Raw genomic sequence first — 20,201 nt, forward strand, 5'->3', positions numbered from 1 at the left:
CTCTCTGAAAAGCCGGCAACCGCTTGTCGCGCGGACGCGTCAGCGCTTGCCCCCGTCCGATTCGAGCTTCGCCTTCAGCGCGGCGAGCGCCGCGAAGGGCGAATCGGGATCGGGCTGGCGCTCGCGGCGCGGCGGGCGCTGCTCGGGGTTCGGGCGGCGGTTCTCGTCGCGGCGGTCGGGGCGGTTGCGGCCGCCCTGATGCTCGCGGCGAGGGCCGCCCTCGCCCTGGCCTTCCCGGCGGCTGTCGGGCCTGCCGTCGGCACGGGCCGGACGTCCGCCTTCCGGACGGTCCTCGCGAGGACGGCGCGGGCCGTCGTTACGCCGACCATCTTGGCGACCATCCTGGCGGCCGTCCTGTCTGCCCTCTTGCCTTCCGTCCTGGCGCCCCTCCGGCCGTCCCTGGCCGCGGCCGGGCCGCGGACCGGTGTGACGTTGCGGACGGTGCAGATGCCAGACCTCGACGGTCTCGGGCGCGGCCGGTTCGGCGGCGGCATCCGCCTCCGTGGAGGGCTCATCGGCCGGAATCGCCGAATCGGCAGCGTCCACCGCCTCGACCTCTCCGGTCGCCGCAGCCGCCTGCGCGGCGTCGGCGGTCTCGGCCGGCATCGGCGCGGCGGCTTCGGGAGCGGCGTCCGCCGTCTCAGCCTCGCCCGGTGCCGTTTCCTCGATCGGGGCAACGGCTTCGACCGGTGCGGCGGCCGTCTCTTCCGCAGCGGGCTCGGCTTCGGCGGCGACCGTCTCGGCTTCGCCCCCGGTCTCGGACGTCGCCTCGGCAGGCGCCGCCTCGTCGCTCGGCTCGGCCGTGGCATCGACCTCGGGCGCGTCCTGCGATCGCGCCTGAGCCGTCTCCTCGGCTGGCGTCTCTTCGACCGATGTCGCCTCGGTCGCCGTCGCCTCATCGGCGGTCTCTTCGCCCGCCGTCTCCTGCGGTGCGGCCTCGGCGGTGCGCGCGGCGGGGACGGTCGGTGCCGCCGCGACCAGGGGCACCGTGATGGCCGGGCCGGGACGGTTCTGCGCGACGTAGCCCAGCGACTTCAGGATCGAGGCGAAATCCTCGCCCGAGCAGCCGACGAGGGAAGTCATGTTCACGGTCGCCACAAAGCCGTCGCCGTCCGCGGTGCCGGCCGGCGGCTCGCCCGGGGTCGTGCCGGGGCGATAGGCAATGGCCGGGCGGATCAGGTCGGCGAGCCGCTCCAGGATATCGACGCGCACCGCCCGTTCGCCGCAGACCCGGAAGCCGGCGGCGCGGTAGAGGCCCTTGGCAATGTTCTGATCGACCTTGATCGAGGTGCGGCCGGAACTGGCCAGATGCGCGATCTCGTCGAGGCCGGGCTGGTCGAGACCGCCGTTCTTCAGCGCCCAGAGCTGGGCGGCGAGCGTGCGCGGGGCTGGCTTCAGCAGCGCGGGCAGGAAGATGTGGTAAGCGCCGAAGCGCACGCCGTGACGGCGCAGATTCGCCCGCCCGTCCTGATCGAGGGTGCGCATCTCATGCGCCACCTTGGCCCGCTCCAGCACGCCGAGCGCCTCGACCACCTGGTAGCCGATGCCGCGGGCGAGCCCGGTGAGGTCGGCCGCCGTCTCGATCTCCATCAGCGGCCCGAGCAGGCGCACGACGTGCGCGCGCAGCCATGCGGCCAGCCGCGTCTCGACCTTCTCGCGCGCGGCGCCGGACAGGCTGTCGTCGGCGATGAGGCGGATGCCGGGCTCGAACAGCTTGTCGCCCGGCGTCAGCTTGGCGACGGGATCGCCGGTCCAGCGGATGATGCCGTCATGCGAGAGCACCAGCGAGGCATCGGCGGCCGAGGCGAAGCGGTCGGCCCGCGCCTCGATCTCGCCGGCCAGCGCCTTGTCGGCGGCAGAGCGCAGGGTCTTGGCTTCGTGGCCCTCGGCTTGCGGGTCGGGCACGAATTGGAAGCCGTGAAGACGGCCCACATGTTGACCCTCGACGGTGACGTCACCGCCGGAGGTGATTTCGGCTTCCAGCATCGTCTTCTCTCTCAAGCGCCGCATCAGGACGCTGGTGCGCCTATCGACGAAGCGGCTCGCGAGGCGCTCGTGCAGGGCGTCGGACAATCTGTCCTCTACCCGACGCGTCTCGCCCTGCCAATGCAGAGGATCGAGCAACCAGTCAGGCCTGTTTGCCACGAAGGTCCAGGTCCGCCCTTGCGCGATGCGCTGGGACAGGGCGTCGATGTCGCCGTCGGTGCGGTCGATCATCGCCACGTGGCGGGCGAACCAGTCGTTGGGGATGCGCCCCGCCATGCCGCGCATCAGGAAGCGGTAGAGCTGGGCCACGAGGTCGGCATGGGTCTGCGGGTGGACCTTGCGATAGTCCGGCACGCCGCAGGTGTCCCAGAGGCGGCGCACCGCCGCGGGGCCCTTGGCCATGTCGCGAATGTCGTCCTCGCGCATCAGGATCTCAAGCGCCTGCTGGTCCTCGCCCATCGGCGCGCGGGTGAGGCCCTGCTCGTGCGGATGCTCGTCGAGGCTCGCCTGGAGCCGTTCCAGCGAGGCGAATTCGAGGTCCGGGTTGCGCCATTGCAGCATGCGCACGGGTTCGAAGTCGTGCGTCTCCAGCGCCTCGACCATCTCCGGCTCGAAGGGCGGGCAGCGCCCCGTCGAACCGAACGTGCCGTCGGCGATATGGCGGCCGGCGCGGCCTGCGATCTGGCCCATCTCGGCCGGGGACAGCTTGCGGAAGCGGGTACCGTCGTATTTCCAATTCGCGGCGAAGGCGACGTGATCGACGTCGAGGTTGAGCCCCATGCCGACCGCGTCGGTGGCGACGAGGTAATCGACGTCGCCCGATTGATAGAGTTCGACCTGGGCGTTGCGGGTGCGGGGCGAGAGCGCACCGAGCACCACCGCCGCGCCGCCGCGCTGGCGCCGGATCAACTCGGCGATGGCGTAGACCTCTTCGGCCGAGAAGGCGACGATCGCCGTGCGGTGCGGCAGCCGCGAGATCTTCTTTTCGCCCGCGAAGGTCAGGCTCGAGAGACGCGGGCGCGTCGTCGTCTGCACGCCGGGGATCAGCGCCTGCACCAGCGGCAGCATGGTCGAGGAGCCGATCAGCAGCGTCTCCTCGCGGCCCCGCCGGTAGAGCAGGCGATCGGTGAAGACGTGGCCGCGATCCATGTCGGCGGCGAGCTGGATCTCGTCGATCGCGACGAAGGCGACGTCGAGATCGCGCGGCATCGCCTCGATGGTGCAGATCCAGTAGCGCGGCCGGTCCGGCTTGATCTTCTCTTCGCCGGTGATGAGGGCGACGTTCTCGGACCCGACCTTGGCGACCACGCGCAGGTAGACCTCGCGCGCCAGGAGCCTGAGGGGCAGGCCGATCATGCCGGTCGGATGCAGAAGCATCCGCTCGATGGCCATGTGCGTCTTGCCCGTGTTGGTCGGGCCGAGCACCGCCGTGACCCCGCGCGCGCGGGCCTCGCGGTGAAGGGTGCGGAGCGTCATGCGGGGGCGGCGATCCCTACGGCGCTGAGGGCCGTCGGCGGAGCGGAGGGCAGCCGGGCGCTGGGCCCTGCATCGGAAGTCGGCCGCTCGAGCACTATCTCGGATACCTGATCCGGGACGGTGCTCGAGGCTCTTGCTTTTGCATCATCTTTTTTCCGAAAGCCGGCAACCACCTTTCGGGACGACGCTCTAGCGGTACGGGGCGAGCCGCGGCGACTGTCCCTCATATGGGATGCCGGGGCCCTGCCCGCCAGCCGGGGCGCCGACGCTCGGATAGGCGTAGATGTCGATCCGGGGTTGCGGCTGCTGCGGCGTGAGGTCCGTGCAGAGGGTGTCGGGCATCGCCGTGAGCGGCCCGCGGCGCGGTGGGCGGTGCTCGATCACCTGGGCGCTGGAGAACGCGTCGGGGCCGCAATCCGGCCCAGTCGTGAGGGGGCCGTCGGCCTGAGCGGCGCCGGAGACGAGGAGCGGTAGGGCGAGGCAGACGCTCCGCAAAGCGCTCCTGGGGGTCGAAGCGTTTGCGAACCGACGCATGGTTGAGCCTCCTAACCGCATCGGAGCTTCTTCGATCTTCGCTCGGTTCCGCCCGGCCCCCTCATCCTGAGGTGCCGACGCGTCGCGGCGGCCTCGAAGGATCTTCCAGGGACCGCGCGAGATCTGGAGGATCCTTCGAGGCCCGCTGACGCGGGCACCTCAGGATGAGGGCGCGTCGCGGATGACCGGGTCGCGCCGGATTGCGATCCGCAAAACCTACTGCTGCGACAGGCTCGCATCGGCGACGGCGCCCGGCTGGGCTTCGCCGCCGCTGGCGGTCGCGGTGCCCGTCCGCGTCCAGCGGGTCGCCTCGATGATGTTGGTGCCGAGCGTGGTGCGCACGGCGATCCGCAGCGGCACCAGCACCCGCGTTCCCTCGACGGGCGCGAGCCAGACCGACATGTCGCGGTTGTCTTCCATGAACTTCACCCCCGGCCGGTCGGGCCGGTGGCCGGCGATGGCGACGTAGCGGGCGTTGCAGACCAGAACCGGCCCGCTATAGCCGGGCTTTTCCACCTGCCGGGTCTCGCCGTAGCTCAGAACCACGTTGAAGCGGGTGGCACCGTCGAAGACGGGAAGCGTGCGGTTGCAGTTCTCGGGGTCGGTGAGGTCGGCGCGGGCGCGGGCCGGCATCATCAGCGCGCTCGCGGGATCGATCACGCCGCGCTTGGCCGCAGCGGTGACCGGCACCCGGTCGCCGGTATCGAGCAGCGGCGGGGTCACCTCGGCCTGGGTGACGTTGCCGTTGGCCAGCGCCATGCGCACGGCGATACCCGAACTGCTGGTGCGGGTGGCGATCGAGAAGGCGCTCGGCAGCGGCGCCGCGGCGATGCTGCCGGAGGAGCGGGCCGAGCCCTGGCCACCGGTGACGGCGCCGACGAGACCCGTCAGCACCGCCGAGACATCCATGCGGTAGCGCGCGCCCTCGAAGGCGCCGGTGAGCTGGGCGTTGCCGATCGGGATACCGGCGAGGTTGACGCTGTAATCGACGGCGACGCCCGCGGGGGCCGCCTTGGCCCTGTGGGCCCGCGGCGCGGCCTGCGTCCCGGCCGGAAGGGCGAGCGCCCCGGCGAGAAGCAGGAGGTGGGCGCGAAGGATAGGCTTGGCGCGCATGGTCTGGACTCTGGGCGGCTCCACGCTCCCGCGCCGCTCGGGACGAGACGGCTGGGACGAGGAAGCTTAGCGCCTGCCATGGTTAACAGACCGTTCGGGCGAAGCCAGGGGGCTTTCGGGCAACGCTGCTACCGGGCGCGCCGACGCACGCCCTACGAGCGCCATGACACCAGCCTGACAGCAACCGGCCTTTGTATAAAATTTAATGCAATCGTAATGCCTGTGGGCGAGCGTCTTATCATAGATCAGGCGCGGTAGGTTCGTATGAAAGGCGTCGTTTTTACGGAGTTCCTGGACTTCGTGTCCGGGGCGCTCGGTTCCGACGTCGCCGACGACATCATTGATGACGCGGACGTCCCGAACGGCGGGGCTTACACGGCGGTCGGAACCTATCCGTATACCGAGATGCAGGCCCTGGTGACCGCCCTGTCGCGCCGCACGGGCAAGCCCGTGCCCGACCTGCTGACGCTGTTCGGCCGCCATCTCTGCCGACGGTTCGCGGTGCGCTATCCCGAGTTCTTCACGGTGCAGACATCGCTGTTCGATTTCCTGGAAAGCGTCGACGCCTACATCCACCGCGAGGTCCACAAGCTTTACCCCGACGCCGAACTGCCGGTGTTCCGCCTCACCCGCTACGGCTCGGATGCGATCGATCTCGATTACGAGAGCTGCCGGCCCCTCGAAGCGCTGGCCGAGGGCATGATCCACGGCGCGGCCGACCACTTCCGCCAGCCCGTCGCCATCGCCAAGCTGAGGGTCGAGCACCCGGCCGGCCCCTTCGTGCGCTTCTCCATCAAGCACGCGGCCTGACGCCGTGATGCCGGAACCGGACGAAGGCCCGACGGTCACGGCAAGCCCGGAACGCGACGAGCGCATCCGGCGCCTGGAGCGGCGCGTCGCCCGCGAGCGGAGCGCCCGCGCCGAGGCCGAGTCCCTCCTCGAAGCCAAGTCCCGCGAACTCTACGCCCTCAACCAGCAACTCTCCCGCTTCGCCGCGGACCTGGAACTGCGGGTCGATGAACGCACGCGCGAACTGGCCCTGGCGCGCGAGCGCGCCGTGGCGCTGGCCGAGCGCGACCAGCTCACCGGCCTAGCCAACCGCACCCGCTTCGCCCGCGTCCTCGGCGCCGCCGTCGGCCGGGCGGGCCGCGGGACGGGCAGCGAGCGCTTCGCCCTGCTCCTGCTCGACCTCGATCGTTTCAAGGAGATCAACGACAGCCTGGGCCATGAGGCCGGAGACGTGTTCCTCCAGCATGTCGCCCGCCGCCTGAGCGGGACCGTCGGCCAAGGGGCGGTGACGGCGCGCCTGGGCGGCGACGAGTTCGCGGCCATCGTTCCGCTCGGCCCTCGCAGCGATCTCGCCCGTCTCGGCGAGGCCGTGGTGGCGGAGATCCGCCGGCCGGTCGCCTATCGCGGGCGGATGCTGGAGGCGTCCGCCTCGCTCGGCATCGCCGTCTTCCCCGACGATGCCGCGACGGGCAGCGACCTTCAGCGCTTCGCCGACATCGCCCTCTACCGCTCGAAGGCGACCCGCGCCGCTTGGACCCGGTTCGACCCGCGGATGGGCCGGGAGATCGAGGAGCGGCAGGCCCTGGGGGCCGATCTCGGCGCGGCAATCCGCTCCGGCGCGATCGAGCCATGGTTCCAGCCGATCGTCGACGGGGTCACCCGCCATCCCGTCGGGGCCGAGGCGCTGGCGCGATGGGTTCATCCGCAGCTCGGCTTCCTCGCTCCGGCTGCCTTCCTCGGTCTCGCCGAAGAGCGCGGGCTGATGCGCGACCTGTTCGCAGGGATGATGCGCCGCGCCTGCCCGCCGGCGCGGGACTGGGTCCGGGCGGGGGCGATCCGCACCCTGTCGGTGAACCTCTCGCCGAGCCAGTTCAAGCTCGGCTCGGTCGCCGACGACGTCATCGCGCTTCTCGCCGAACTCGACTTCCCGCCCGAGGCGCTGACCGTCGAGATCACCGAGGAGGTGCTGCTGAACGATCTCGATCGCGCACGGGTGCAGCTGGAGCGGCTCGCCGCCCACGGCGTGCGGATCGCGCTCGACGATTTCGGGGTCGGCTACTCCAATATCGGCTATCTTCGCCGGCTGCCGATCCAGACGCTGAAGCTCGACCGGCTGCTCACCGTGGACGTGGCGCAGGAGCACGAGGCCCGCTGCATCCTCGGCGCGATCGTCCAGATCGCCCGCGCCCTCGACCTGCGATTGGTGGCGGAGGGGGTGGAAGATCCCGGCCAGGCCCTCTGGCTCAGCCATCTCGGCTGCCGCCACCTCCAGGGCTACCTGTTCGGCCGGCCGATGCCGGCGGAGGCTTTCGCCGGCTATCTCGGCTTTGACGGGGCGCGGCGCATCGCCTGAGGTCCTGCCGCGCCTTACGTCTGCGGCGTCCAGGCATGCCCGTGATAGACGAAGCGCTCGCTCTCGCTCGCCAGGGCCGCGAGGCCGCTGAAGGCGGGGTCCTTCACAGTGATGACGCTGGTGGGGATGATGCGCATCTGCTCGGCGAAGGGCGCCTTGCGCTCGAAGGCCTCGCGGAACGCGCCCTCCCGCAGGACGGAGACGATCCGCGGGGCGATGCCGCCGCCGATATAGACCCCGCCGGTGGCAAGGAAGGTCAGCGCCAGATCCCCGCATACCCGGCCCAGCAGCTTGCTGAACAGCGCGAGCGCGGCGTGTGCATGCGGATCCTCGCCCGAGAGGCCGCTGCTCGTGATCTCGGCCGGGTCGCACAAGGAACCGTCGCCGCCCGCCCGCACCGCGCGGATCGCCGCGCAGATCCGGGCGAGACCGGGACCGGAGAGCAGTGTCTCCACCGTGACCCGCCCCTCGACACGCTCGACCGCCGGCCAGATCTCGAACTCCTCCGCATCGGTCGGCCCGAGATCGGTGTGGCCGGCCTCCGTCGAGACGATGGCGAGGCGGTCCTCGTAGGGGATCAGGGCGGCGGCGCCGAAGCCGGTGCCCGGCCCGAGCACGAGGCGCGGCCCGCTTGCGTCACCGCGACTTGGGCCGATCGGCGTGAGGTCGTCGGGCGCGATGCCGGCTGCGCCCGCGGCGACCGGCACGTAATCGTTGACGAGGGCGACCCGCGCGAGCCCGAAATCGCGGGCGATCGCGGCGGCGTCCACCAGCCAGTCCGCGTTGGTGAGCTGGACCGCCGGCGCATCGACCCGGCCCGCGATCGCCAGGATCGCCGAGCGCGGCGCGGGCCCGCCGCCCTGCGCCAGGGAGGCCCGGATCGCCGCGCTCGGATCGGGATGGCCGTGCGTCGCCTCGCGCGAGAGGAGACGGGGCGGCGCCCCCCGCGTTTCGATCAGGCCGAAGCGGGCATTGGTCCCGCCGATATCGCCGATCAGCACCGGGAATTCGAACATCCGCCTCTGGCCTCTCGTGGTGCTTTGCCGCGACCTTAACAGAGGGTGCGTCGGCCGTTCGGCAAGCCGTGAACGAAGCGGTGAACGATGTCAGGCGGCGGGCAGCGTGTCCGGGTCGATCGGTGCGCCCTCGGCCCAGGCGCTGATCAGCGCGCGCACATCCGCGGGTGTGGCGATGCGGCGGCCGGCCACGGTCTCTCCGTCGCCGATGCGCACGCTGATGCCGCCATCCTCGTTGACGGAGGCGAAGGCGATCTCGTCGGTGCGGTCGTCGCCGAGGAAGATCGCGCGCCGGCCGGCATAGGGGGGCGCTTCCAGGAAGGCGCGGATCGCGTGGCCCTTGGTGGCGTCGGCCGGCACGATCTCGCCGACCGCCTTGCCGAGTTGGAGCCGGTAGGCGGAGCCGAGATCGGCCGCCACCGCTTTCACGATGGTTTCGGCTGCCTGCGCGTCACCCGGCGTGGCGAGCCGCCAATGCACGGCGACCGAGGCGCCCTTGTCCTCGATCAGTACGGATTCGTAGCGGGCCGTCTCCGCGTGCAGCCGCTCGACGCCCGCGCGCAGGTCCGGATGATCCTCCGGCCGTCCGCCGCTCAAGGTGCCGTCCACCCGGCGTTCGACGCCGTGCAGCCCGGCCACGTCGAACCGGGCGGGCCTCAGGAAGTCGTCGATCACCGCAACCGGCCGTCCGGTGACAATGGCGAGCGCGCCGCCGAGCCGTTCGCGCAACCGCTCCAGCGCGGGCACGAGGGTGGGATCGACCTGCACCGCGTCGGGGCGCGGGGCGATCTCGACCAGGGTGCCGTCGAAATCGAGGAACAGGGCGTAGTCTGCGGTCTCGCTCACGGCGTCGTCCTTCTCTCGGGCTGCCCATGCGCTAGCATGAGGGGCGGTTGCGACAAACCGCTGATGCGACACCAACGGAGGCGCCCGTGCGGCCCATCCCCGTCCGCCCCGGCCCAGGGCAGGAAAGCGTCTGGGACTATCCCCGCCCGCCCCGGCTGGAGCCGGTGCCGGAGCGGCTGACCGTCATCCTCGGCGGCCGGACCATCGCCGCGACCACGGCCGGCTTCCGGGTGCTGGAGACGAGCCACCCGCCGACCTACTACGTCCCGCCCCAGGATATCGCGGAGGGGGTGCTCGGACCTCCGCGCCGGGCCGGAATCTGCGAGTGGAAAGGCAGGGCCGTGCTGTTCGACGTGACGGGCGGCGGAGAACGGGCACCGGGGGCGGCCTGGGCCTATCCCGACCCGACGCCGGGCTTCCGGCCCATCGCCGGCTACGTCGCCTTCTATGCCGGGCCGATGGATGCCTGCCTCGTCGGCGACGTGCGAGCCGAGCCGCAGCCCGGCGGCTTCTATGGCGGCTGGATCACGCCGGGGCTCGTCGGCCCGTTCAAGGGCGGGCCCGGCACGATGGGCTGGTGACGGTTTTCGGGCTAGCGCCCCTCCGTGCGAGGCCGCTACACGGGCCTCTGACACGAACGCGAGGAGCCGCGCATGCAGGTTGAGACCGATCCCCGAGACGTCGGCCTCTGTCCCGACCGCCTCGAACGGATCGATGCCTGGATGCGGAGCTACGTCGAGAGCGGGCGCCTGGCCGGCCTCTCGGTGAGCGTGCTGCGGGGTGGCCAGACCGCCTTCTTCCGCGCCCACGGCCATGCCGACCTCGCGCGGGACAGGCCGTTTGCCGCCGACACCATCACCCGCATCTACTCGATGACGAAGCCGCTGACCTCGCTCGCGGTGCTGATGCTCTACGAGGAGGGCCGCTTCCAGCTCGACGATCCGGTCTCGCGCTTCCTGCCCGAATTCGCGGACATGCGAGTAATGACCGGCGGCAACCGGGCGAAGCTCGAGACCGAGCCGGCGCTCCGCGCCATCACGATCCGCGACCTCCTCACGCATACCAGCGGGCTGACCTACGGCTTCATGGAGGCGACGCTCGTCGACGCGCTCTACCGCCAGAACGAGATCGACTTCCAGACCTCGACCCTTCCGCTCGGCGACCTCGTGGCCAAGCTCGCGGCGCAACCGCTGCTGGCCCAGCCGGGGGCGGAGTGGAACTACTCGGTCGCCACCGACGTGCTCGGCCATCTCGTGGCGGTGGTGTCGGGGACCGACTTCGCCGAGTTCATGCGCACGCGCATCCTGCACCCGCTCGGCATGGACGACACCGACTTCTTCGTGCCGGAAGAGAAGCAGGCGCGCTTTGCGGCGAACTACGCCTTCGACCGCGCGGGCAAGCTGCGCCTCTACGACGACAGCGTCGGCAGCCGCTTCCTGGCGCCGCCGCCGCTGGCCTCGGGCGGGGGCGGGCTCGTCTCCACGGCCGCCGACTACCTGCGCTTCTGCCGGATGATCCTGAATCTCGGCGAACTCGACGGCGTGCGGCTTGTCGGGCGCAAGACCGTCGAGCTCATGCTGATGAACCACCTGCCCGGCGATCTCGCCGCCATGGGCCAGCCGCGCTTCGCCGAATCGTCCTATGCCGGCATCGGCTTCGGTCTCGGGGTTTCGGTGATGCTCGATCCGGCCCGCGCCCAGATCCTGGGCACGCCGGGGGAGGTGTCCTGGGGTGGGGTGGCGAGCACGTCGTTCTGGATCGATCCGGACGAGGACATGGCGGTGCTGCTGCTTACCCAGCTCGTCCCCTCCTCCGCCCTGCCCCTGCGCCGCGAATTGCGGGTGCTGACCTACGCCGCCATCGAGAGCTGAGGGTCTTCACCGTTCCGGACGGGCCTCGGGAACGGAAGCGCGGCCATTAACATATGTCGATGAGCCTTTCTCGGCATCGGGGCGGACCGCCTTCGCGCCGATGCCGTGAGCCTGTCTGCATCCGCCGCGACCGGATCGTTCGAAGACACCAAGGGAAGCCCGAGCGGACATGAACGATCTCAACGACCGGCGCCCTCTCGGTCGACGCGGCCCGAGGATGCAGGTCAATCCGCCGGTCTTCTTCACCTCGGCCGGGCTGACGCTCGCCTTCGCCGGTCTCAGCGCGCTGTTTCCCGCACAGGCCAAGTCGATCTTCGACAGCCTACAAGCCGCGATCGTGCACGAATTCGGCTGGTTCTACATCGCCGTCGTCGCCGGCTTTCTCGGCTTCGCGATCTTCCTGATGCTGAGCCGCTACGGCGACGTGAAGCTGGGGCCGGACGACAGCGAGCCCGACTACAGCTACCTGTCGTGGTTCGCGATGCTGTTCAGCGCCGGCATGGGCATCGGCCTGATCTTCTTCGGTGTGGCCGAGCCGCTTCAGCACTATGCCACGCCCCCCGTCGGCGAGGGCAAGACCATCGAGGCTGCGCAGCGGGCGATGGTGCTGACCTTCTTCCACTGGGGGGTGCATGCCTGGGCGATTTACATCGTCGTGGGGCTGGCGCTGGCCTATTTCGCATTCCGCCGCGGGCTGCCGCTGACGGTGCGCTCGGCCCTCCACCCTCTCATCGGTGACCGGATCAACGGTCCGATCGGGCACGCGATCGACATCTTCGCGGTGCTCGGCACGATCTTTGGCGTCGCGACCTCGCTCGGGCTCGGCGTGCTTCAGGTCAATGCCGGTTTCACCCACCTGTTCGGCGTACCGAACAACACCTTCGTACAGATCATCCTGATCGCCGCCATCACCGGCTGCGCCACGCTCTCGGTCGCCTCGGGGCTCGACAAGGGCGTGAAGGTCCTGTCCGAACTGAACATCATCCTGGCCGTCGTGCTGCTCGCCTTCGTGCTGATCACCGGCTCGACGGTGTTCCTGCTCCAGGCCTTCGTTCAGAATCTCGGCGCCTATCTCGGGGCGGTGGTCGAGCGCACGCTCCAGACCTACGCCTACAAGCCCAATGAATGGCTCGGCAGTTGGACGCTGTTCTACTGGGGCTGGTGGATCGCGTGGTCGCCCTTCGTCGGCATGTTCATCGCCCGGATCTCGCGCGGGCGCACCATCCGCGAATTCGTCACCGGCGTGCTGCTGGTGCCGGTGCTGTTCACGTTCTTCTGGATGACCGTGTTCGGCAACACCGCCATCGAGATGGATCGCGCCGGCGCGGTGCCGCTCGCGCAGATCGTCAAGGACAACATGCCGGTCGCCCTATTCGAGATGCTCGGGCACCTGCCGTTCGGCATGATCGCCTCGGGGCTGGCGACGCTGCTGGTGATCTTCTTCTTCGTTACCTCGGCGGATTCCGGGGCGCTGGTGATCGACATGATCACCTCGGGCGCGGCCGACAACCCGCCGCTCTGGCAGCGGGTGTTCTGGGCGGTCAGCAGCGGCGCCATCGCCGCCGTGCTACTCGTGGCGGGCGGCCTGGAGGCGCTCCAGACGGCGGCCATCGCCAGCGCCCTGCCCTTCTCCATCGTGATGATCTTCATCTGCTACGGCCTGCTCCGGGCCCTCCAACTGGAGGGGCGTGCCGGCGGCCTCGACCTGTCCTCGCCCGCCGCCGGGCCGACGGGCGGCCTGTCCTGGCAGGAGCGGCTGGCGGCGATCACCCACTCCTACCGCAGGGAAGACCTCAAGACCTTCCTCGACGAGACGGTCGCGCCCGCCCTCGAAGCGGTGGCCGGGCAGATGCGCGAGAGCGGCTTGTCGCCCGAGGTCGTGCGGTCGGCCGAGCGCATCGATCTGATCGTTCCCTACGGGGACCGTGGCGCCTTCCGCTACGGCATCCGCGTGCGCGGATTGCGGAATCCGAGCTTCGCCTGGGCCGAGAATCCGTCGAAGTCGTCGGATGAGCGCCATTATCGCGCCCTCGTTCAGACCTCCGAGGGCGACCGCCCGCACGACGTCACCGGCTACGGCCGGGATCGAGTCATCGACGATCTCCTGAAGCGCTATGCACAGTTCCGGGCGGTCCGGGGCGCTGCCTGAACCGATTGCGTCGGACGGGCCGAGGTCGGGTCTGCCGGTCTCGGCCGGCATCGCTGCGGGGCGCTTCAAGCGCATAAGGGGACCGCCCCGGCTTCCGTCCGCAAACCCTGCCGCGCCGTCATCGCAGGCGGCGCTACAGGCCTTGGCGATCGTCGCCGCGTGCTGCCGAGGCGATGGACACCTCATCGACCCACAGACTTGGAGCGCGTCTCCGAGACGGCAGCGAGGGTCCGAAGCATCCCTCATCTCACGTCCGCGACGATCGCGGAAATACCGCTTTACGTTGTTCCGAGCGCCTCTAGCCCGATGGCCTCGAAGAAAATTTTTCGCCGTTTCAAAAAAAGTTTGAATCGCCGTTGAGCGGATGATGCACTGCAACTGAGTCGTTTTGATCGAAGATTTTTGTCAAACCACGAGACTGCTTGATTGAACTTTAGTGCCGGCCCTGGTTGGATCCGGCCTTAGAACAAAACCAAGTTGGGCAGGAAACGATGGTCAGTCCCGAGCCTTGGAACGCGACCCGCGCGGCTGCAATCGTCGCCGGGCTGCAATCCCTGGAGGGTGCGACTCTCCCTATATTGCATGCTCTGCAGGAGGCGTTCGGCTACGTCGACGCGCAGGCGGTGCCGATGATCGCCGACGCGCTGAACCTATCGCGCGCCGAAGTGCATGGCTGCCTGACCTTCTACCACGACTTCCGGCGCGAGCCGCCGGCCGGGCGCCACCATGTCAAGTTGTGCCGGGCCGAGGCCTGCCAGGCGATGGGCTCCGACCGGCTGCACGGCGAGATCCTCTCGCGGATGGGCTGCGATTGGCACGGTACCAGCGCCGACGGCGTGACCGTCGAGCCGGTCTACTGCCTCGGCCTCTGCGCCAACGCGCCCGCCGCCCTGGTCGATGACGAGCCGCTCGCTCGCCTCTCCGCCGAATCCCTCGACGCCGCCCTCAAGGAGGCCCGCGCGTGAGCATCACCCTCTACGTCCCGCAGGACGCCGTCGCCCTCGGGCTCGGTGCCAACCGCGTCGCCCGGGCGATCTTCGCCGGCGCGGAAGCCCGCGGTCTCGACGTGCGCATCGTCCGCACCGGCACCCGCGGCCTGCTCTGGCTCGAGCCGATGGTCGAAGTCGCGACCCCTGAGGGCCGCATCGCCTACGGTCCGGTAACCCCGGCCGATGTCGAGGGCCTGCTCGATGCCGGGCTCACCGAAGGTGGGGAGCACGCGCTCCGCCTCGGCAAGCCGGAAGAGATTCCGTTCCTGGCCAAGCAGCACCGGCTCACCTTCCACCGCTGCGGCGTGGTCGATCCGGTCTCGGTCGAGGATTACCGGGCCCATGGCGGTTACCGCGGTTTGGAGGCCGCGCTGAAGCTCGGCGCCGAGGGCATCGTCGCCCAGGTGCGCGATTCGGGACTGCGCGGGCGCGGCGGCGCCGGCTTCCCGGCGGGCATCAAGTGGAACACGGTGATGCTGGCCCAATCGGACCAGAAATACGTGGTCTGCAACGCCGACGAGGGCGATTCCGGCACCTTCGCCGACCGGATCATGATGGAGGGCGATCCCTTCAACCTGATCGAGGGCATGACCATTGCCGCCGTCGCGACCGGCGCCACCCGCGGCTACATCTACTGCCGCTCGGAGTACCCGCAGAGCTTCAAGACCCTGCGCGATGCCATCGCCAACGGCGTGCGGGCGGGCGTCCTCGGCGACAACATTCTGGGTAGCGGCAAGAGCTTCCACCTGGAAGTCCGGCTGGGCGCCGGCGCCTATATCTGCGGCGAGGAAACCTCGCTGCTGGAGAGCCTTGAGGGCAAGCGCGGCATCGTCCGGGCCAAGCCGCCGATCCCGGCGCTGAAGGGCTTTCTCGGCAAGCCGACGCTGGTCAACAACGTCATGACCTTCACGGCCGTGCCGTACATCCTGGAGCACGGCGCCAAGTCTTACGCCGAATACGGCATGGGCCGCTCGCTCGGCACCCTGCCGATTCAGCTCGCCGGCAACATCCGGCAGGGCGGCCTGATCGAGTACGCCTTCGGCATCACCATCCGTCAGGTGATCGAGGATTTCGGCGGCGGCACGGCCTCGGGCCGGCCGGTCCGCGCGGTGCAGGTCGGCGGTCCGCTCGGAGCCTACTTCCCCGACGATCTGCTCGACACGCCGCTCGATTACGAGGCGATGGCGGCCAAGAAGGGCCTCGTCGGCCATGGCGGCATCGTCGTGTTCGACGACACCGTGGACATGGCCAAGCAGGCCCGCTTCGCCTTCGAGTTCTGCGCCACCGAATCCTGCGGCAAGTGCACCCCGTGCCGGGTCGGCGCCACCCGCGGCGTCGAGACCATGGACAAGGTCATCTCCGGCATCCGACCGGAGGCCAATCTCAAGCTCGTCGAAGATCTCTGCGAGATCATGACCGACGGCTCGCTCTGCGCCATGGGCGGCCTGACGCCCATGCCCGTGATGAGCGCGATCACCAACTTCCCCGAGGATTTTCGGCGCGCGGGCGATCTGCCCGTCGCGGCCGAGTGAGGAGGCCGTCGCATGACCCTCATCAAGGAAATCGACTACGGCACGCCGATCCGGCTCAATGAGCAGACGGTGACGCTGACCATCGACGGCGAGAGCGTGACCGTGCCCGCGGGCACCTCGGTCATGGCCGCCGCGATGCATATGGGCACCAAGATCCCGAAGCTCTGCGCCACGGATTCGCTGGAGCCGTTCGGCTCCTGCCGGATGTGCCTCGTGGAGATCGACGGCCGCCGCGGCACGCCCGCCTCCTGCACCACCCCGGCCGAGAACGGCATGGTCGTGCACACGCAGACCGACAAGCTGCATCGGCTGCGCAAGGGCGTGATGGAGCTCTACATCTCCGACCACCCGCTCGACTGCCTGACCTGCGCCGCCAACGGCGATTGCGAGCTGCAAGATACTGCAGGTCAGGTCGGCCTGCGCGAGGTGCGCTACGGCTATGACGGCGACAACCACGTCAAGCCGGCCTCCGACCGCTACCTGCCCAAGGACGAGTCGAACCCCTACTTCACCTACGATCCGTCGAAGTGCATCGTCTGCAACCGCTGCGTCCGTGCCTGCGAGGAGACGCAGGGCACCTTCGCACTGACCATCGAGGGCCGCGGCTTCGACAGCCGCGTGGCGGCGGGCCCGACCAACTTTATGCAGTCCGAATGCGTGTCCTGCGGCGCCTGCGTCCAGGCCTGCCCGACCGCGACGCTGCAAGAGAAGACGATCCACCAATACGGCCAGCCGGACCATTCCGAGGTCACGACCTGCGCCTATTGCGGTGTCGGCTGCGCCTTCAAGGCGGAGATGCAGGGCGACAAGGTCGTCCGCATGGTGCCCTACAAGGGCGGCAAGGCCAACGAGGGCCATAGCTGCGTCAAGGGCCGCTTCGCCTACGGCTACGCCACCCACAAGGACCGCATCACCAAGCCGATGATCCGCGAGAAGATCACGGATCCGTGGCGCGAGGTGTCGTGGGAGGAGGCGATCAATCACGCCGCCTCCGAGTTCAAGCGCATCCAGGCGACGTACGGCCGCGACTCGGTCGGCGGCATCACCTCGTCGCGCTGTACCAACGAGGAGGCCTACCTCGTCCAGAAGCTGGTGCGCGCCGCCTTCGGCAACAACAACGTCGATACCTGCGCCCGCGTCTGCCACTCGCCGACCGGCTACGGCCTGATGTCCACGCTCGGCACCTCCGCCGGCACGCAGGACTTCAAGTCGGTCGAGGAATCCGACGTGATCCTCGTCATCGGCGCCAACCCGACCGACGGTCACCCCGTCTTCGGCTCGCGGATGAAGAAGCGCCTGCGTGAGGGCGCCCGCCTCATCGTCGCCGACCCGCGCAAGATCGACCTCGTGAAGTCGCCCCACATCCGGGCCGACCATCACCTGCCGCTCAAGCCTGGCTCCAACGTCGCCTTCATCAACGCCTTCGCCCACGTCATCGTCACGGAAGGGCTGATCGCCGAGGACTACGTCCGCGAGCGCTGCGATCTGGCCGAGTTCGAGTCCTGGGCCCGGTTCATCGCCGAGGAGCGCAACTCGCCGGAGGCCGCGCAGGCCATCACCGGCGTCGATCCGCAGGAGATCCGCGCCGCGGCCCGGCTCTACGCCACCGGCGGCAAGGCGGCGATCTATTACGGGCTGGGCGTAACCGAGCACAGCCAGGGCTCGACCATGGTGATGGGCATGGCCAACATCGCCATGGCCACCGGCAATATCGGCATGGTGGGTGCGGGCGTGAACCCGCTGCGCGGCCAGAACAACGTGCAGGGCTCCTGCGACATGGGCTCGTTCCCGCACGAGCTGCCGGGCTACCGCCACGTCTCGGACGACGCCACCCGCGAGAGCTTCGAGGCGATCTGGGGGGCCAAGCTCGACAACGCGCCGGGTCTGCGCATCACCAACATGCTGGACGAGGCCGTCGGCGGCAGCTTCAAGGGCATGTACATCCAGGGCGAGGACATCGCGCAGTCCGACCCCGACACCCATCACGTCACCTCCGGCCTCAAGGCCATGGAGTGCATCGTGATCCAGGACCTGTTCCTGAACGAGACCGCCAAATACGCCCACGTCTTCCTGCCGGGCGCCTCGTTCCTGGAGAAGGACGGCACCTTCACCAATGCCGAGCGCCGCATCTCCCGCGTGCGTAAGGTGATGGCTCCGATGGGCGGCTACGGCGACTGGGAGGGCACGGTGCTGCTCGCCAACGCGCTGGGCTACAAGATGGAGTACACCCACCCGTCCGAGATCATGGACGAGATCGCGGCGCTCACCCCGAGCTTCGCCGGCGTCTCCTACGACAAGCTGGAGGAGTTGGGCTCGATCCAGTGGCCGTGCAACGAGAAGGCGCCGCTCGGCACGCCGATGATGCACGTGGACCGGTTCGTGCGCGGCAAGGGCCGCTTCATGATCACGGAATACGTGCCCACCGACGAGCGGACCACGGGCAAGTTCCCGCTGATCCTCACCACGGGCCGCATCCTCTCGCAGTACAATGTCGGCGCGCAGACGCGGCGGACCGAGAACTCCCGCTGGCACGAGGAAGACGTGCTGGAGATCCACCCCTTCGACGCGGAGATGCGCGGCATCGTCGATGGCGACCTCGTCGCCCTGGAGAGCCGCTCGGGCGACATCGCGCTGAAGGCCAAGGTCACCGAGCGGATGCAGCCGGGGATCGTCTACACGACCTTCCACCACGCCAAGACCGGCGCCAACGTCATCACCACCGACTATTCGGACTGGGCGACCAACTGCCCCGAATACAAGGTGACGGCGGTGCAGGTGCGGCGCACGAACCGGCCCTCCGACTGGCAGGCGAAGTTCTACGAGGAGGACTTCTCGCTCACCCGCATCGCCGAGGCGGCGGAATAGTCTTCCAACGGGGCGGGTTTCGGCCCGCCCCCAGACGTCCGATCCTGTCCCTCAGGATGAGGGAGCGGGAGGGCGCGCTTTCCAATCAGACACAGCCGAGTGCGGGCATGAGCGCAACGACCATCAACGACCGACTGGTGCGGATGGCCAACCAGATCGCCCTGTTCTTCCGGTCCTACCCGGAGGAGGAAGCGGTCTCGGGCATCCACAAGCACATCGTGGCGTTCTGGACGCCGAAGATGCGCCGCGACCTCGAAGGCTACGCCGAGGAGGCCGGCGAGCGGCTCGACGCGCTCGTTCACCGGGCGCTTCACGAGGACCCGGCGGTCGAGAGCCCGGTGCGTCCGGCCACCCGCAATCCGCAGCTCGTGGGCGAGGGGGCCAGCGACGCGGGGTAAATGCCGGCGGCGGCCTGCGGCTTGAGAAGCCGGCCGCAATCGGCCTACCACGGCGGGAGCCCGCCCTCTCAGCGGGCGCCGGGGCGGCGCATCCGTGATCGATAAGCTCGAATTCCTCCTGGCGCTCGCCCGCGAACAGCATTTCGGGCGTGCGGCGGAGACCTGCGGCGTGACCCAGCAGACCCTCTCGGCGGGGGTGAAGAGCCTGGAGGACCGTTTCGGCGTGCGCTTGGTTCAGCGCGGCTCACGCTTCCAGGGGTTTACGCCCGAGGGGGACCGGGTGCTGGCCTGGGGCCGCCGCATCGTCGGCGACGCCCGCGCCATGCAGGACGACGTGGCTGCGCTCCGCAAGGGGCTGACGGGGCACCTGCGGATCGCTGCGGTGCCGACGGCACTGCCGATGGTGGCCGCGCTGACCACGCCCTACCGCGCCCGCTACCCGAACGTGCGCTTCAGCGTCCTGTCCACGACCTCGGAAGAGATCTTTTCGCTGATCGACAACCTCGAGGCGGATGCGGGGCTGACCTATCTCGACAACGAGCCGCTCGGGCGCGTGATCGCCGTGCCGCTCTATACCGAGCACTACCAGCTCCTGACCGCGGCCGGCGGCCCCTACGACGACCGGGCCAGCGTCACCTGGGCGGAGTTGGCGAAGATCCCGCTCTGCCTGCTGACCCCCAACATGCAGAACCGCCGCATCATCGATCAGCAGATACGGGCCGCGGGCGGCGAGGCGGCGCCGACGCTCGAATCCAATTCCATGGTCGTGCTGATGACCCATGTGCGCACCCTGCAATGGGCGAGCGTGATGCCGGCCATCCTTGCCGACGCGCTGGGGCCGACCGAGGGGCTGCGGGCGATCCCGATCGTGGAGCCGGATCTGCGCCACGCCATCGGCCTCGTCGCCCCGCGCCGCGACCCGGCGACACCCATGGTGACCGCTCTCGTCAACGTCGCCCGCGCCGTAGCCCGGACCCTGGACGGCGAGGATCAGGTCTCGCCCGTGCCGCACGGTCCCGGATCAAGCTGAGATCCTGAGATCCCAAAGGGATCATCCCTTTGGC

At 69.5% G+C, this 20,201-nt stretch carries 15 protein-coding genes; 10 read left to right on the forward strand and 5 right to left on the reverse strand.

The annotated features are described in order from the left end of the window. Positions 1 to 39: 39 nt before the first annotated feature. From OVA30_RS18520 to OVA30_RS18530, 3 genes are all read right to left on the reverse strand, one after another. Entirely contained in the window at positions 40 to 3,462 is a 3,423-nt protein-coding gene (locus OVA30_RS18520) for a helicase-related protein (RefSeq protein WP_268176332.1), read from the reverse strand. A 189-nt stretch (positions 3,463 to 3,651) separates the two neighbouring features. Further along, positions 3,652 to 3,996 carry a hypothetical protein gene (locus OVA30_RS18525; RefSeq protein WP_268176333.1) on the reverse strand — a complete coding sequence of 115 codons (345 nt, stop codon included), beginning with the start codon at positions 3,994 to 3,996 and terminating at the stop codon, positions 3,652 to 3,654. Positions 3,997 to 4,212: 216 nt separating this feature from the next. Then, a complete protein-coding gene (locus tag OVA30_RS18530) occupies positions 4,213 to 5,109 on the reverse strand; it encodes a DUF3108 domain-containing protein (RefSeq protein ID WP_015952598.1) in 897 nt (298 codons plus the stop codon). A gap of 264 nt (positions 5,110 to 5,373) precedes the next feature. On the opposite strand from OVA30_RS18530, the gene OVA30_RS18535 reads away from it, so the two are divergent. Further along, positions 5,374 to 5,919, forward strand: coding sequence for a heme NO-binding domain-containing protein (locus tag OVA30_RS18535; RefSeq protein ID WP_056117503.1), 546 nt, complete (start codon positions 5,374 to 5,376; stop codon positions 5,917 to 5,919). A gap of 7 nt (positions 5,920 to 5,926) precedes the next feature. After that, a complete protein-coding gene (locus tag OVA30_RS18540) occupies positions 5,927 to 7,471 on the forward strand; it encodes a putative bifunctional diguanylate cyclase/phosphodiesterase (RefSeq protein WP_268176334.1) in 1,545 nt (514 codons plus the stop codon). A 14-nt stretch (positions 7,472 to 7,485) separates the two neighbouring features. Here the strand turns inward: OVA30_RS18540 and OVA30_RS18545 are convergent, their stop codons facing one another. Continuing rightward, positions 7,486 to 8,487, reverse strand: coding sequence for a glucokinase (locus tag OVA30_RS18545; RefSeq protein ID WP_012255495.1), 1,002 nt, complete (start codon positions 8,485 to 8,487; stop codon positions 7,486 to 7,488). A 90-nt stretch (positions 8,488 to 8,577) separates the two neighbouring features. Further along, positions 8,578 to 9,333, reverse strand: coding sequence for a trehalose-phosphatase (gene otsB / locus OVA30_RS18550; RefSeq protein WP_268176335.1), 756 nt, complete (start codon positions 9,331 to 9,333; stop codon positions 8,578 to 8,580). Between the two features lie 86 nt (positions 9,334 to 9,419). Between otsB and OVA30_RS18555 the strand changes: the two genes are divergently transcribed. From OVA30_RS18555 to OVA30_RS18590, 8 genes are all read left to right on the forward strand, one after another. Next, positions 9,420 to 9,914, forward strand: coding sequence for a DUF427 domain-containing protein (locus OVA30_RS18555; RefSeq protein WP_182567898.1), 495 nt, complete (start codon positions 9,420 to 9,422; stop codon positions 9,912 to 9,914). A 72-nt stretch (positions 9,915 to 9,986) separates the two neighbouring features. After that, positions 9,987 to 11,204 carry a serine hydrolase domain-containing protein gene (locus OVA30_RS18560; RefSeq protein WP_268176336.1) on the forward strand — a complete coding sequence of 406 codons (1,218 nt, stop codon included), beginning with the start codon at positions 9,987 to 9,989 and terminating at the stop codon, positions 11,202 to 11,204. Between the two features lie 169 nt (positions 11,205 to 11,373). Next, complete coding sequence (locus OVA30_RS18565; protein ID WP_268176337.1) at positions 11,374 to 13,353, forward strand: BCCT family transporter; 1,980 nt, start codon at positions 11,374 to 11,376, stop codon at positions 13,351 to 13,353. A gap of 491 nt (positions 13,354 to 13,844) precedes the next feature. Beyond that, entirely contained in the window at positions 13,845 to 14,318 is a 474-nt protein-coding gene (locus OVA30_RS18570) for a formate dehydrogenase subunit gamma (protein ID WP_003604593.1), read from the forward strand. Next, positions 14,315 to 15,874: a formate dehydrogenase beta subunit gene (locus OVA30_RS18575; RefSeq protein WP_056461073.1), complete on the forward strand. Its 1,560-nt coding sequence runs from the start codon at positions 14,315 to 14,317 to the stop codon at positions 15,872 to 15,874. The genes OVA30_RS18570 and OVA30_RS18575 overlap by 4 nt, the downstream gene beginning before the upstream one ends. A gap of 12 nt (positions 15,875 to 15,886) precedes the next feature. Continuing rightward, positions 15,887 to 18,739 (forward strand): formate dehydrogenase subunit alpha, encoded by a 2,853-nt coding sequence (gene fdhF / locus OVA30_RS18580; RefSeq protein WP_056505196.1) that lies wholly within the window; start codon positions 15,887 to 15,889, stop codon positions 18,737 to 18,739. Positions 18,740 to 18,846: 107 nt separating this feature from the next. Further along, positions 18,847 to 19,137: a formate dehydrogenase subunit delta gene (locus tag OVA30_RS18585; protein WP_003603083.1), complete on the forward strand. Its 291-nt coding sequence runs from the start codon at positions 18,847 to 18,849 to the stop codon at positions 19,135 to 19,137. A gap of 94 nt (positions 19,138 to 19,231) precedes the next feature. Beyond that, entirely contained in the window at positions 19,232 to 20,167 is a 936-nt protein-coding gene (locus OVA30_RS18590) for a LysR family transcriptional regulator (protein WP_268176338.1), read from the forward strand. Positions 20,168 to 20,201 lie beyond the last annotated feature (34 nt).

The sequence above is a fragment of the Methylorubrum sp. SL192 genome (assembly GCF_026672325.1).
GTDB lineage: Bacteria > Pseudomonadota > Alphaproteobacteria > Rhizobiales > Beijerinckiaceae > Methylobacterium > Methylobacterium extorquens.

Bases quoted from the DNA above. Each gene is read 5' to 3' on its own strand.
- OVA30_RS18535 (WP_056117503.1), top strand. From the start codon at position 5,374: ATGAAAGGCGTCGTTTTTACGGAGTTCCTGGACTTCGTGTCCGGGGCG.
- OVA30_RS18565 (WP_268176337.1), top strand. From the start codon at position 11,374: ATGAACGATCTCAACGACCGGCGCCCTCTCGGTCGACGCGGCCCGAGG.
- fdhF (WP_056505196.1), top strand. From the start codon at position 15,887: ATGACCCTCATCAAGGAAATCGACTACGGCACGCCGATCCGGCTCAAT.
- OVA30_RS18545 (WP_012255495.1), bottom strand. From the start codon at position 8,487: ATGTTCGAATTCCCGGTGCTGATCGGCGATATCGGCGGGACCAATGCC.
- OVA30_RS18540 (WP_268176334.1), top strand. From the start codon at position 5,927: ATGCCGGAACCGGACGAAGGCCCGACGGTCACGGCAAGCCCGGAACGC.
- OVA30_RS18585 (WP_003603083.1), top strand. From the start codon at position 18,847: ATGAGCGCAACGACCATCAACGACCGACTGGTGCGGATGGCCAACCAG.
- OVA30_RS18525 (WP_268176333.1), bottom strand. From the start codon at position 3,996: ATGCGTCGGTTCGCAAACGCTTCGACCCCCAGGAGCGCTTTGCGGAGC.
- OVA30_RS18570 (WP_003604593.1), top strand. From the start codon at position 13,845: ATGGTCAGTCCCGAGCCTTGGAACGCGACCCGCGCGGCTGCAATCGTC.
- OVA30_RS18530 (WP_015952598.1), bottom strand. From the start codon at position 5,109: ATGCGCGCCAAGCCTATCCTTCGCGCCCACCTCCTGCTTCTCGCCGGG.
- OVA30_RS18560 (WP_268176336.1), top strand. From the start codon at position 9,987: ATGCAGGTTGAGACCGATCCCCGAGACGTCGGCCTCTGTCCCGACCGC.
- OVA30_RS18520 (WP_268176332.1), bottom strand. From the start codon at position 3,462: ATGACGCTCCGCACCCTTCACCGCGAGGCCCGCGCGCGCGGGGTCACG.